General features: G+C 60.0%; 13 protein-coding genes. 6 read left to right on the top strand and 7 right to left on the bottom strand.

The annotated features are described in order from the left end of the window. Positions 1-19 precede the first annotated feature (19 nt). Positions 20-898, top strand: coding sequence for an excinuclease Cho (cho, locus tag IM284_RS03275; RefSeq protein ID WP_032644984.1), 879 nt, complete (start codon positions 20-22; stop codon positions 896-898). Here the strand turns inward: cho and ves are convergent. The 7 genes from ves to IM284_RS03240 form a co-directional block, all read right to left on the bottom strand. Continuing rightward, positions 876-1,433 (bottom strand): environmental stress-induced protein Ves, encoded by a 558-nt coding sequence (ves, locus tag IM284_RS03270; RefSeq protein ID WP_041910459.1) that lies wholly within the window; start codon positions 1,431-1,433, stop codon positions 876-878. The two genes, cho and ves, sit on opposite strands and share 23 nt — an antisense overlap. A 297-nt stretch (positions 1,434-1,730) precedes the next feature. After that, on the bottom strand, positions 1,731-2,225 hold the full coding sequence (gene spy / locus IM284_RS03265) for an ATP-independent periplasmic protein-refolding chaperone Spy (RefSeq protein ID WP_028012795.1): 495 nt from the start codon (positions 2,223-2,225) through the stop codon (positions 1,731-1,733). Positions 2,226-2,562: 337 nt separating this feature from the next. Then, a complete protein-coding gene (gene astE, locus IM284_RS03260; protein ID WP_047368347.1) occupies positions 2,563-3,528 on the bottom strand; it encodes a succinylglutamate desuccinylase in 966 nt (321 codons plus the stop codon). A gap of 10 nt (positions 3,529-3,538) precedes the next feature. Then, entirely contained in the window at positions 3,539-4,864 is a 1,326-nt protein-coding gene (astB, locus tag IM284_RS03255) for an N-succinylarginine dihydrolase (protein ID WP_047368346.1), read from the bottom strand. After that, complete coding sequence (gene astD / locus IM284_RS03250) at positions 4,851-6,338, bottom strand: succinylglutamate-semialdehyde dehydrogenase (protein WP_047368345.1); 1,488 nt, start codon at positions 6,336-6,338, stop codon at positions 4,851-4,853. The genes astB and astD overlap by 14 nt, the downstream gene beginning before the upstream one ends. After that, a complete protein-coding gene (gene astA / locus IM284_RS03245; RefSeq protein WP_041910463.1) occupies positions 6,335-7,369 on the bottom strand; it encodes an arginine N-succinyltransferase in 1,035 nt (344 codons plus the stop codon). The genes astD and astA overlap by 4 nt, the downstream gene beginning before the upstream one ends. Next, entirely contained in the window at positions 7,366-8,586 is a 1,221-nt protein-coding gene (locus tag IM284_RS03240; RefSeq protein ID WP_047368344.1) for an aspartate aminotransferase family protein, read from the bottom strand. The genes astA and IM284_RS03240 overlap by 4 nt, the downstream gene beginning before the upstream one ends. 433 nt (positions 8,587-9,019) lie before the next feature. Here IM284_RS03240 and xthA point away from each other — a divergent pair, with 433 nt between their 5' ends. The 5 genes from xthA to IM284_RS03215 are packed head-to-tail and all read left to right on the top strand — an operon-like array spanning position 9,020 to position 13,814. Further along, entirely contained in the window at positions 9,020-9,826 is an 807-nt protein-coding gene (xthA, locus tag IM284_RS03235) for an exodeoxyribonuclease III (RefSeq protein ID WP_032644863.1), read from the top strand. 6 nt (positions 9,827-9,832) lie between these two features. After that, on the top strand, positions 9,833-10,516 hold the full coding sequence (locus IM284_RS03230) for a TVP38/TMEM64 family protein (protein WP_028012788.1): 684 nt from the start codon (positions 9,833-9,835) through the stop codon (positions 10,514-10,516). 15 nt (positions 10,517-10,531) lie between these two features. Then, positions 10,532-11,692, top strand: a complete 1,161-nt coding sequence (locus tag IM284_RS03225) for an ABC transporter substrate-binding protein (RefSeq protein ID WP_370552114.1) — start codon at positions 10,532-10,534, stop codon at positions 11,690-11,692. Continuing rightward, positions 11,665-13,194, top strand: coding sequence for a thiamine ABC transporter permease (locus tag IM284_RS03220; RefSeq protein ID WP_045261597.1), 1,530 nt, complete (start codon positions 11,665-11,667; stop codon positions 13,192-13,194). The genes IM284_RS03225 and IM284_RS03220 overlap by 28 nt, the downstream gene beginning before the upstream one ends. Continuing rightward, positions 13,194-13,814 carry an ATP-binding cassette domain-containing protein gene (locus IM284_RS03215; RefSeq protein WP_047368342.1) on the top strand — a complete coding sequence of 207 codons (621 nt, stop codon included), beginning with the start codon at positions 13,194-13,196 and terminating at the stop codon, positions 13,812-13,814. Before IM284_RS03220 ends, IM284_RS03215 begins: the two co-directional genes overlap by 1 nt. The last annotated feature ends 54 nt before the right edge of the window (positions 13,815-13,868 follow it).

Genomic DNA, 13,868 nt, shown 5'->3' with positions numbered 1-13,868 from the left:
ACAGTATATGGAGCAGTATGTGAGCAGGCGTCAATCAGCCCCGCGTCTTGAGTTTGAAGCGGCGGCTATCTATGAATATCCCGAACATCTTCGCCCCTGGCTTGAGGCGCTGCCCAAACAGCCGGGTGTGTACATCTTTCACGGTGAAAGCGAGACCCTGCCGCTCTACATCGGCAAAAGCGTTAACATTCGCAGCCGGGTGTTATCCCACCTGCGCACCCCGGACGAGGCCGCCATGCTGCGCCAGTCGCGACGCATTACCTGGTTCCAGACGGCGGGAGAAATGGGCGCGCTGTTGCTGGAAGCCCGGCTGATAAAAGAGCAGCAGCCGCTCTTCAATAAGCGCCTGCGCCGCAACCGCCAGCTCTGCTCCCTGCAGATCGCCGACGGCAAGCCGCAGGTCGTCTATGCCCGCGAGGTCGATTTCTCCCACGCCCCGAATCTCTTCGGGCTGTTCGCAAACAAGCGTGCCGCCCTGCAGTCTCTGCAGGCGCTCGCGGACGAGCTGCAGCTTTGCTATAGCCTTTTAGGGCTAGAGGGCACCACGCGGGGCCGCGCCTGTTTCCGCTCCGCTCTGAAGCGCTGCGCGGGCGCCTGCTGCGGAAAAGAGAGCGTTGAGGCGCATCACGCCCGGCTTCTCGCGGGACTGGCCGGGATCAGCGTCAACTGCTGGCCGTGGGACGGCGCCGTTGCGCTAAAAGAAGTGGGTGAAACCATGACGCAGTATCACATCGTCAATAACTGGCTCTGGCTGGGGGCGGTCGATGATTTAAGCGACGCGGCAACCCTGCTGCGCACCCCCGCGGGATTCGACCACGACGGCTACAAAATCCTCTGCAAGCCCGTATTAGCGGGCAAGTTCGAGATCATCGCGCTCAGTGACCCGGCAGCCAGTTAATTTCACTGAACAGCAGGGTGCCCTGAGACTCCAGCAGACGCAGAGTATGGGTCCCCTCCTGCCAGCTGGCGCCCTGATCGGCCGTGAGCAATTTATCACCCAATTGCCACGCCCCGCTTAATACAAACACCACGCCCCCGCGCGAACCAAAGGTGGTAAAAGTACGATCGGCAACCCGCACCTTCGCCTGACAGCAATCGCGCCGGGTCATGATGTTGAAATCCATCGCCATCCTGCCATCGGAAAGCAGCGCCTTCACCGGCAAATCGCCAGCAAAACTGTAAGGCTGATGCTGTTTAAGGGTATGGCAGAACGCCTGACCGGCATCCAGCGTCACCTCCCCGCCTTCCAGCAGGGTAATGACCCGGTCGACACCGGGAAACGAGGAGAATTCGCCGTTGCTGGCGATGGTCGCGATACTGGCACGCCAGTAAAAATCGCGCGTCGCGGGAGGGATACAGCAAATTTCTCGCGTTTCGCCGGCACCATTGCGCCAGAGGCTGACCGGCATCTTACGAATATCAAAGAACTCCATCACCACTCCTGAATGGCACAACCCGTGCCAGGGCAAGGATATCGCTACCCCTGCAGTCTTGTTTGTTATCGTTAGGTATTCACAGACACAGTATCGGCAGCAGAGCGGGCAGGCCTTAGCGGAACGTTAATAAAAATGCTAACGCCATGACTCTACAGACATTCTCTGACGCGACTACAGGAGAATACCGCGCTGGCGGCGGCAGGCAAGAGGGCAGAATAGAAAAACCGCCGGTCCTGTCCACAGCGATTTCGCTTTTGTGGACAGGATCCCGGCGGTCTTAAGAGAGTGAACCGATTATTCGGTTGGTGCTGGCATTTTACCTTCCATCGCCGGACGTTCTGTCAGACGCTTCTCAAAATTGGCATTAAACTGTTTTTTCTGTTCCGGGGTCAGAATGTTGTAGATCTTGTTCTGGGTTTCCATGTGGGCCAGCATGCGGGCTTTGTGCTGCTCGGCCATTTTGTCGATCTGCGCTTCGGCTTTCGCCTTATCGAAGCTGTCGCTGGCAATGATGTCATGCATTGCGCGGCGCTCTTCCAGCGGAGGACGCTTCATCTGGTCACGCTGGCTTTTCATGATGTCGCGGATCTGCTGCTTCTGCGCGTCCGTCAGGTTCAAATCTTTGAACATCATCATCTCGTGGTGCATACCCGGCTTGCCTTTATGATGCATCATCATTTTGCCTTCAGCTGGCGCGGCGGTGGTGGTTGCGGTATCTGCGGCGAACGCCATGCTGGTAGCGCCCAGAGCCAGGGTAGAAGCAACAAACAGTGCAGTAAACTTACGCATAATTTATTTCCTTTCTTTCAGTTATTCTTCGGCGCTATGCCGTGTTGACGAGATTAACTTTACGGGGTTTATCGTCAATTAATCAGAGCAACGGTAAAACAATGAAAGTGTAAAAAACATTTTTTCGCCAAATGTGGAGGAAATAAGGATAAAGCGTGGAGAGTTGCAACAAGAAATATTCAATACGATGATTTTAAAGCTATTTAGCAGAAGTATAACGAAGTGACGGTGAATAATAAAGCAATTCGCCAGGAATATTCCGTAAAAGAAATCAGAGCGCTTTAATCGCTAAGAAAACATTTTTGCTTCCCCTCCCGGATGGTGAGAGGGGAAAGGTTCAGGTGAGTTTTTCCAGCATCAGACCGGCCCGCAGGCCAAACGCTACGGAGGGGTTGGGGAACAGCACATATTCGGTGGTTTTCTGCACCTCGTAACGCTCTTCGCCATCTTCCGCCAGTAGAGCCCCTTTGCGAAACGGTGTGAAGTTCAGGGTGTGCGCGGCCATGTGAAGCTGGAAAGCCTCGCTGCGGCGGGTGATCTGCTGAACGACCCGGTACCGCTCAACGGGCTGGTGTGCGTGCTCGGTAGCCGTCCCACCGAGCAGCGCCCGAAGCGCGAGCTCCGTTGGCGCAAAGCGCTTGAGATCGTTCTGTCCGAACGGTAGCGCTTTTCCCAGCTCCAGCGTACAGGACAGCGTGCCAAACCGTTCGCAAGTGAAGTGAGTAAAGGTCCCGCCCGGCGACTGATGAAACACCAGCGCCTCCAGCCCGGCATCCCCCAGCCAGCTCAGAAACGCTTCATCCCACGGCTGATTGCGCTGCGGCAGAACGCCGAATCTGACATGGTAAGAGGCGCGGATCGCCGTATGCAGATCCAGATGCCAGCGCGCCGGTCCCGCCGCGGCAAAAAACGTCGTCACGACATTCTCCAACCACTGCGCGCGCGCCGTTTCGTCACTCTGCGGAAACTGCGACCAGCGACCGCCGAACATGCGGTTAATGTCGCTGACCAGGTACCGTTTGTTTTGCGCCAGCGCAGGCGGATTGCCAAGCACCACCAGCACGCGGCACGCAAGGGCGATCTCGCCGCGATACAGCGCGCGCAGCAGCCCATCGACGATCTCAACGGGTGCGGTTTCATTCCCGTGGATCCCCGTGGAAAGCAGCAGCGATAACACGCTGCTGGCCTTCGGCGTCAGCTCAAGCACCCCGCGCCCCAGCCACCGCCAGCGGAATGAGGGGCCTTCCCCCTCACTCTGGTCCGGCGTTTCATCGGCCAGGGTCAGCGCCAGTAAATTTTCCATATCCACTCCTTTAGCGCTGGAACGGGTAAACCGAGCCCAGCTGCAGGATTGACGATAATGCGTCCAGCGCCTCGCGCCCTTCGCGCAGCAGCTGCGGGTCAACCAGATCGGCCTGCGTCAACCGGTCGCGATAGTAGCGGTCCACCCAGTCGTTCAGGGCGTTAAAGAGCGTCTCATTCATCATGACTGCCGGGTTAACGGCCTGTATTTCATTTGGCGTTAACACGACCCGCAGGCGCAGACAGGCGGGACCACCGCCGTTAGCCATGCTTTCGCGCAGGTCAAACACGCGCAGCTCGTCAATCGGGTTATCGGCCTTCACCAGTTCGGTGAGGTAGCGCCACACACCCCGATGATCCCGGGACTCCTGCGGCAGCACCAGCATCATGCTGCCGTCATCGCGGCTCAGCAGCTGGCTGTTGAACAGATAGGTTTCGACCGCGTCCTGCACGCTGACCGCCTGCGTTGGCACCTGGATCGGCATAAAGCCGGGCACGCGTTCGTGCAGCGTGGCGAGCAGCTTATCCTGATGGGCAAAGGCCTGCTCATGGCAGAACAGCACCTGGCGGTTGGACACGGCAATCACGTCGTTATGGAACACGCCCTGGTCGATCACGTGCGGGTTCTGCTGGGCAAAAATCACCTGGGAAGGATTGACCTGGTTCAGGCGCGCAACCGCCTGGCTGGCCGCGAGCGTCTGACGCGCTGGATAACGGGTTGGCGCGGCGTGGCCGCCCTCTTCCCGCCCGTAGATAAACAGCTGCACGGCGGGATCGCCGTAATCGCCACCCAGCCGGTTATGGTTGGCCGCGCCTTCGTCGCCAAACATCGCCACCTGCGGCAGGGCCTGATGGATCTCAAAATGGGCGTCATGCTTGAAAATAGCGCGCAGCACGCGCTCGGTGGTGTCCGCTTCGGTGGCGCGATGAAACTTATTATTCAGGTTCGCCACCGTCAGATGGACTTTACCATCCAGCGTATCGGCTGACGGCGCGACGGTGGCCGCGTTGGCCACCCACATTGAAGAGGCAGAGCTTGCCGCAGAGAGCAAATGCGGCGTCTGCGTACCCGCTTTTTCGACGACCTGCTCGTCCGTACCGCTAAATCCCAGCTGGCGCAGCACCGCCACGTTAGGGCGTTCCTGCGGCGGGATCACCGCCTGCGGGAAGCCGGCATCCGCCAGCGCCTTCATTTTTAGCAGCCCCTGCTTCGCCGCCAGCTTCGGGTTGGAGACCTGAAAGCGGTGCTTCGTCGAGGCTTCATTACCAAAGGAGAGACCGGCATAGTGGTGCGTCAGCCCCACCAGCCCGTCAAAGTTGACTTCACGCGCTTTCATGGCCTTCTCCCTTCGTAAAATCGAGCCCCGGATTAAGCGTCGCCGGCAGCGTCAGCGCCGGGGTTTCCAGACTCGCCATCGGCCACGCGCAGTAATCGGCGGCATACCAGGCGCTGGCGCGATGGTTGCCCGAGGCGCCCACGCCGCCGAACGGTGCGGTGCTCGCCGCCCCGGTCAGCGGTTTATTCCAGTTCACGATCCCGGCACGCGCTTCCAGCAGCAGTTGTTCAAACTTCTCGCGATGCGGCGATATCAGCCCGCTCGACAGGCCGTAGCGGGTGTTATTCGCCATCGCAATGGCCGCATCAAAATCGTCGTAACGCCAGACGCATAGCAGCGGGCCAAACACCTCTTCATCCGGCACGCTGCTCGCACCGCTCATCTCTACGATGCCCGGCGTCAGCAGCGAGGTACCCGGCTGAACCTGCTTCGGCTCCAGCAGGGTTTTCGCCCCGCGCGCTACGTGGTCCTGCCAGGCGTTGAGCACGTTCAGCGCGGCCTGTTCGGAGATCAGCCCGCCGATAAACGGCTGCGGATCGGCATCCCACGCTGCAGGCACCAGCCGCGCGCTCACCTCTACCAGACGCTTCAGGAAGGCATCCCCCTGCGCGCCGCGCTTGACCAGCAGGCGGCGGGCGCAGGTGCAGCGCTGTCCGGCGGTAATAAAGGCGGACTGGATCGTCAGGTGCACCGCAGCGTCGATATCATCAGGATCTTCGACAATCAGCGGGTTGTTGCCGCCCATCTCCAGCGCCAGAATTTTCTCCGGCTGCCCCGCCAGCTGGCGGTGCAGCTGATAGCCCGTTCCGGCGCTGCCGGTAAACAGCAGGCCATCGATATCGCTCAGCGCGCTCAGCGCCTGACCGGTTTCCCTCCCGCCCTGCACGAGGTTCAGCACGCCCGGCGGCATCCCGGCCTGCTCCCACAGCTTCACCACCGCCTCGCCGGTTAACGGCGTAAGCTCGCTCGGTTTGAAGATGACGGTATTGCCCGCCAGCAGCGCGGGCACAATGTGACCATTCGGCAGATGCCCAGGGAAGTTATACGGGCCAAACACCGCCAGCACGCCGTGCGGACGGTGGCGCAGCGTGGCCGCGCCCTCCGGCATCTCAGTATGCTGCTCGCCGGTGCGGGTGTGGTACGCCTTAACCGAAATAGCGATTTTATTGATCATCGCCGTCACTTCGGTCGCCGCTTCCCAGCGCGGTTTGCTGGTTTCGGACGCGATGATGCGCGTCAGCTCGGCCTTGTTGGCCTCCAGCAGTCCGCCAAATTTTTCAATAAGCGCCTGCCGCTCGGCGAATGGCCGTTTTGCCCACGCGGGAAACGCGTGTCGTGCGGAACGGCAGGCCTGCTCGACCTGCGCGGCGCTGGCGTCATTTCCCTTCCACAGCACCTCTTTTCCTACTGGATTGGTTTTTACGCGCTGTTCGCCTTCGCCCGTTACCCAGTCACCGTTAATCCATAATGTCATGCTGTTTTCTCCTCAGGGCAGAGACGCACCAGGCGAACCGTATCGCCGGCGTTACATTTCAGGGCATCCAGCTCTGCAGCCGTCAGCACCAGACGTTCACATTTCGGGTTGGTCCGCACCAGCATGGCGCGGAAGTTGGCGTAATTTTCGTTCGCTACCAGGCATGCCGGCCAGTCACCCGGCGCGGGCTGGCCTTCGGATACCTCAACCAGGCGGCTTTTGCGGATGGCGCGCACGCGGTCGATATCGCACTCAAGCGTTGGCCCGCCGTCAAAGATGTCGACATAGTTACGGTAGCGGAAGCCCTCTTTCTCCAGCACCGCGCGGGCAGGCGCGGTTTGCGGATGCACTTCGCCAATTACCGCCTGCGCTTCCGGTGTTAAGAAATGGGTATAGATAGGATGTTTAGGCATCAGCTCCGCGATAAACGCTTTCTGGCCGGTGCCGCAGAGATAGTCCGCCCGGCTGAACTCCATCGAGAAGAAGCGCTCGCCCAGGCTCTCCCAGAAGGGCGAGTAGCCTTTGTCGTCGATCACGCCGCGCATCTCTGCCACCACTTTTTCGTTAAAGCGATCGCGGAAAGCGGCCATAAACATAAAGCGCGATTTGGAGAGCAGATAGCCGTTGCCCTCTTTGCGCCACGCTGGGTCGAGGAACAGCGTGCAGAGCTCGCTGGCGCCCGTGTGGTCATTACAGAGAAACAGCGTGGGCAGCGCGTTATAGACGTTCAGCTCTTTCGAGGCGTGAACCATGGTGCCGACGCGGTAGTTGTACCACGGGTCGTTAAGCCCGACGGCCACTTCAATGGCGCAGATCCCGGCCACGCTCCCCGTTTCGGTGTCTTCCAGCACGAACACGTAACCCTGTTCGCTTTTTGGCAACGTCCCCTGCCAGGTTTGCAGGGCGCGCTCAATGCGCGCCGACAGCGTTTTTTCATCGGCAGGAAGCGAGGTCAGCCCGCCTCCCGTCTTACCGGCAAGCTGCATAAGCCCGGCAATATCGCCGCGCTCAACGGGACGGATGACCATCATGATGACACCCCGGATTTCACCTTCTCACACGCCAGCGCAAAACGATCCAGACCGGTTTGCACCTCTTCCTCGCTGACGATCAGCGCAGGGGCAAAACGCACCACGTTGGCACCGGCAATCAGCACCATCACGCCCGCTTTTGCCGCTTCCTGTGAAATAAGCTTCGCTTTTCCGGCAAACTCAGCCGTGAGTTCGCAGCCGATCAACAGCCCCAGGCCGCGAATTTCTTTAAACAGGCCAAGCTTGCCGTTGATGGCGTTCAGGCGCTCAACGAACCACTCGTGACGCTGCTTAACACCCTTCAGCACCTCAGGGGTGTTAATGATGTCGAGAACCTGTCCGGCGACGGCGGTTGCCAGCGGGTTGCCGCCGTAGGTGGTGCCGTGGGTGCCCACGGTCATCACGCTGGCGAATTTATCGGTGGTCAGCGTCGCGCCAATCGGGAAGCCGCCGCCCAGCGCTTTGGCGGTAGAGAGAACGTCCGGCGTCACGCCGTAGTGCATATAGGCATACAGCTCGCCGGTGCGGCCCACGCCGGTCTGCACTTCGTCGAAAATCAGGACCGCGTCGTGACGGTCGCACAGCTCGCGCAGCCCCTGCAGGAATGCCTTTTGCGCCGGAAGCACGCCACCCTCGCCCTGCATCGGTTCGACAATCACCGCGCAGGTGGTGTCGTTAATCAGCTCGCTGGCGGACTGCAGATCGTTATAAATGCCGTGGCGAATATCTGGCGGCAGCGGAGCGAAATCCTGCGAATAAGAAGGCTGGCCGCCCGCGCTCACGGTAAAGAGCGTGCGCCCGTGGAAAGCATTTTTAAACGCCACAATCCCGCTCTTGTGCGTCCCAAAATTGTCGTGGGCATATTTGCGCGCCAGCTTCAGCGCCGCTTCGTTGGCTTCCGCGCCGGAGTTACAGAAAAAGACTTTTTCAGCGAAGGTCGCATCAATCAGCTTTTTCGCCAGGCGCAGTGCGGGCTCGTTGGTAAAGCCGTTGCCGGTATGCCAGAACTTCGCCGCCTGGTCATTCAGCGCCTGACGCAGCGCCGGGTGGGCATGACCCAGCGCATTCACCGCAATCCCCCCGGCAAAGTCGATATACTCTTTACCCTGCTGATCCCACAGGCGTGAGCCTTCCCCGCGAACTGGAATAAAAGCCGCCGGAGCGTAAACCGGCATCATCCATTCATCGAAATTTTCACGCGTAATTGACAGAGACATAGCGACCTCATCCGGTAAATAAAAAGTTATTTGAATGTTAAATAATTGAGTGTTTGCACTGTGAATGTAGATTGCAGCCTTCGTGCCAGCCAGCGATAAAAATGCATAAACGGGGTGAGGTAACAGAATATCAATAGGTTACAATATGGAGTTATTCACTGTTAGTGCATAAAAAGTGAATATTTTTACGACAAGCGGCGCTTTGCCGCATGAAAATCAGAAAGAGTATGCACAGGCCAAATATAATTCTGGAATTGTGATCGCTCGCGAAATTTATCGGCCCTTTACGCCCTGTTTGAGGGCGAAGCGCGTCAGAATGGTGCAAATATTGCACCACCGGCAATATCTGTCGCAGTTATTGGTCGAACCCGGTAACAGTTGACGCAAATTCTGCTACCATCCATGCACTATTCACCTTGCACTGGCAGCGACTATGAAATTTGTCTCTTTTAATATCAACGGCCTGCGCGCCCGCCCTCATCAGCTAGAAGCCATCGTTGAGCAACATCAGCCAGATGTGATAGGCCTGCAGGAGACCAAGGTTCACGACGACATGTTCCCCCTCGAAGAGGTGGCGAAACTCGGCTACAACGTCTTTTACCACGGTCAGAAAGGTCACTATGGCGTCGCGCTGCTCACCAAAGACACGCCGGTTTCCGTGCGCCGCGGCTTCCCCGGCGACGGTGAAGAAGCCCAGCGCCGCATCATCATGGCGGAAGTACCCTCCGCGCTCGGGAATATTACGGTCATTAACGGCTATTTCCCGCAGGGTGAGAGCCGCGATCACGAGACAAAATTCCCGGCCAAAGCGAAGTTTTACCAGGATCTGCAGAACTATTTGACGACCGAACTGAAAAAAGAGAATCCGGTGCTGATCATGGGCGACATGAACATCAGCCCGACGGATCTGGATATCGGCATCGGCGAAGAGAACCGCAAGCGCTGGCTGCGCACCGGCAAATGCTCCTTCCTGCCGGAAGAGCGTGAGTGGATGGAGCGCCTGCTGGGCTGGGGCCTGGTGGATACCTTCCGCAATGCCAACCCGGAAACGCAGGATCGCTTCTCGTGGTTTGACTACCGCTCGAAGGGCTTTGACGACAACCGCGGCCTGCGTATCGATCTGCTGCTGGCGAGTACGCCGCTGGCGGAGCGCTGCATCGAAACCGGGATCGACTACGACATCCGCAGCATGGAAAAACCGTCGGACCACGCGCCGGTGTGGGCTAAATTCAAGCTGTAATCGCGCGTGAACATACGAAAAACACTCTTCCTGTGCGCCCTTCTGGGCGCATTTCTTATGACATTTGTCATTCTGCCGCCTGACACGCTCTCTCTGGCAGGAATTAAAACCCACCAGCAGACGCTACTCTCCCATGTCGACCACGCGCCGCTGCGTAGCGCGCTGATCTTCTTTGCGCTTTACGTGGCGGTTTCCGCTCTCTCGATACCCGGCGCGGCGGTTCTGACCCTGCTGGGCGGGGCGTTATTTACGCTGTGGGAAGGCACCGTGCTGGTTTCGTTTGCCTCCACGCTCGGGGCCACGCTGGCGATGCTCGCCAGCCGTTACCTGCTGCGCGACTGGGTGCAGCGGCGGTTTGCCCGACAGATGGCAACGGTAAATGCGGGCATGGCGCGCGACGGCGCGGGCTATCTTTTTGCCCTGCGCCTGATGCCGCTGTTCCCGTTTTTCCTGGTGAATTTACTGATGGGGCTGACCCGCATCACGGTCCGGCGCTACTGGTGGGTCAGCCAGCTCGCCATGCTGCCCGCGACGGTTATCTTTCTGAACGCCGGGCGGGAGCTGGGAAAAGTGGCATCGCTGCGCGATATTTTGTCGCCGGGCGTGGTATTCGCCTTTACACTACTGGGGTTATTACCGCTGGTTACGCGCCGGCTGTTTTCCCGCTATCTCCCTGCTGATAAAAAGTGAGGCATTATGCGCCGTGTGCGTTTTTGCACGTTTCTGACCGGTCTGCTGCTGGCAGCCCCCCTCTATGCCGCCGACGGCTGGCAAGCTATTCAACAGCAGGCCAAAGGCCAGACCGTCTGGTTTAACGCCTGGGGCGGCGATCCGGCGGTTAACCGCTACCTTGAGTGGGTCAGCGGTGAGATGCAAACGCACTATGCCATCACCCTAAAAATCGTCCCGCTGGCGGATGCCGCCGATGCGGTCAAACGTATTCAGACGGAAGCCGCCGCAGGGCGTAAGACCAACGGCTCGGTCGACCTCCTGTGGGTGAACGGCGAGAACTTCCGCACGCTAAAAGAGGCGAACCTGCTGCAAACCGGGTGGGCGCAGAGTCTGCCCAACTGGCGCTATGTCGATACCCGTAAACCCGTTACGGAAGATTTTGCGATTCCAACCGACGGGGCGGAATCGCCGTGGGGCGGCGCGCAGCTGACTTTTATTGCCCGCAAAGCCAGCATGCCAATGCCGCCGGAGGATCCGCAGGCGCTGCTGGCGTACGCGCAGCAGCACCCGGGCAAGGTGAGCTATCCTCGCACACCGGATTTTACCGGCACGGCCTTTCTTGAGCAGCTGCTGCTGACGCTTACGGCGCATCCCGAGGCGTTACAAAAAGCGCCTGATGATACGTTTGCCCAGGTTACGGCGCCGCTCTGGGCCTACCTCGATAAACTGCACCCGCTGCTGTGGCGTGAAGGAAAAGACTTCCCTCCCTCACCCGCCCGGATGGATGCCCTGCTCGCCAGCGGAAGTCTGAACCTGTCGCTGACCTTTAACCCGGCGCATGCGCAGCAAAAAGTGGCGAGCGGCGAACTGCCTGCCGACAGCTACAGCTTTGGTTTTCAGGACGGGATGCTCGGCAACGTGCATTTTGTAGCTATTCCGGCTAATGCCAGCGCGAGCGCGGGGGCGAAAGTGGTCGCCAATTTCCTGCTGTCGCCGCAGGCGCAGATCCGCAAGGCCGACCCGGCCATTTGGGGGGATCCGAGCGTGCTGGATGCGAAAACGCTGCCCGAAGGTGAAGCGAAACAGCTGCAGGCCCACACGCCTCAGGGGCTGCCGAAGGTGCTCCCGGAGCCGCAGTCCGCGTGGGTGAACGCGCTGGAGCAGGAATGGCTGCGTCGTTACGGCACCCGTTAGGCTGGCTTGTCTGGCTGGCGATGACGGTGATTTATCTGCCGATCCTGCCCGCTGGCACCGTGCTGTTCGCGCCGGCCTTTTCCGTGACGAACTGGCAGCGGCTGCTAAACGATCCTCAGCTGCCGCAGGCAGCCGTTGCCACGCTGGTCTCAACGCTTATCGCTACGCTGGGGGCCTTGTTTATCGCCCTTTCCCTCGTGGCTCTTTTCTGGCCCGGCACCCGCTGGCGGCGCCTCAGCACGCGCCTGCCGTGGCTGCTGGCGATCCCCCACGTGGCCTTCGCCACCAGCGCGCTACTGCTGTTTGCCGAGGGCGGGCTGTTTTATCAGGTTTGTACCGTCTGTTCGCCGCCGTTTGACCGCTACGGCGTAGGGCTGGGCCTGACGCTCGCGGTCAAAGAGAGCGCATTCGTGCTGTGGGCCATTTACGCCGTGCTGCCGGAAAAAGGGCTCGCGCAGCAGAAGATCGTCCTGCAAACCTTTGGCTACGGGCGTTTTCAGACGCTCAGCTGGCTGATCCTTCCGGCGATCGCGCCCGTCCTCGGGGCGGTGATGCTGGCGGTGCTGGCGTGGTCGCTGTCGGTTGTGGACGTAGCGATCGTTCTTGGGCCCGGCAACCCGCCCACGCTGGCCGTGCTGGCCTGGCAGTGGCTGAGCCAGGGCGACGCGCAGCAGCAGGTGAAAGGGACACTGCTGTGCCTGGTGCTCCTTCTTTTGCTGGCCGCGCTTGCCGCGCTGGGGTACGGCCTGTGGAAGGTCTGGCGTCGCGCGATTCCGGACCTGAGCGGGACGCGCCGCAGGTTGCATCTCGTCCTGCCTGAACGCGCATTCAGCGGCTTTTTGCCCGCATGCGGCCTCCTTTGCGCCGCCGTGCTGTTGATGCTGGCGCAGCGGGACGACGTAGGTCCCGTGGGAACCAGCCTCTCCTTCGGTCTGCTTTCGAGCCTTATCGCCCTGATCGTCATTTTTCTCTGGCTGGAATGGGGGCCGCAGCGCGGCGCGGCGTGGGTGTGGCTACCGCTCGCCCTTCCGGCACTGCCGCTCGTCACCGGGCAATACGCGATTGCTTTGCATCTGGGTCTCGACGGAGGCTTTATCGCCGTCCTCTGGAGCCATCTGCTGTGGGTGCTACCGTGGATGCTGCTGGTGCTGCAGCCCGCCTGGCGGCGGATTGATCCCCGGCTTATCCTTACCGCCAGAACGCTCGGCTGGCGGCGGGCAAAAATTTTCTGCCTGCTGAAATGTCCCCTGCTGGTGCGTCCTGCGCTGCTGGCCTTTGCCACCGGCTTTTCCGTCAGCATGGCCCAATATATGCCGACCCTGTGGCTTGGCGCGGGACGTTTCGCCACGCTGACCACCGAGACCGTCGCGCTCAGCAGCGGAGGCAGCATCCCGGTTCTCGCTAACCGTGCCCTGGGATTACTGCTGGTCACGGGCGTCGTATTCGGTCTTGCTGCGCTGTTATCCCGGCTCGCGGGCCGCTACCGTCAAGGATTACGCTAATGCTCAAGGTCAACGATCTCACCATCGAACCGCTTTTCCGCGAGGTCAATTTTTGCGTACCCCGCGGGGAGATTGTCACCCTGATGGGGCCGTCCGGCAGCGGCAAATCGACCCTCTTTGCCTGGATGGTCGGCGCGTTGTCAGAGGATTTTCAGGCGCGGGGCGAACTGTGGATCGGCGAACGCCGCTGCGACGGTCTGCCCGTCGAATCCCGCGGTCTGGGGATTCTTTTTCAGGACGCGCTGCTGTTCGACCCTTTCAGCGTTGGGCAAAATTTGCTGCTGGCCTTGCCTGAGCGGATCGCGGGACGCGCACGGCGGGAAGCGGTCGAGCAGGCGCTGGATTCTGCCGGGCTTGGCGGTCATTACGCCAGCGATCCGGCCACCCTTTCCGGCGGAGAGCGCGCCCGGGTGAGCCTGCTGCGCGCCCTGCTCGCAGAGCCGCAGGCGCTGCTGCTGGACGAACCGTTCAGCCGCCTTGATAAAGCGTTACGCACGACGTTCCGGGCATGGGTATTTGACGCCGTCCGCGCGCGCAATATTCCGGTGGTGCTGGTCACCCATGACGAGGACGATATTCCGCCCGGCGGCAAGGTGATGGAGATTTCTCGCTGGCAATAATGTGCTAACGCAATGTTTTCCGTTTCGGGAGAGACGACAATGCCCCCCTCTTTT

The organism is Enterobacter cloacae complex sp. P12RS (assembly GCF_014895875.1).
In the GTDB taxonomy this organism is placed as follows: domain Bacteria; phylum Pseudomonadota; class Gammaproteobacteria; order Enterobacterales; family Enterobacteriaceae; genus Enterobacter; species Enterobacter bugandensis.
Note: the sequence above shows the minus strand (reverse complement) of the source record. Positions and strands in the feature narration are given on the sequence as shown.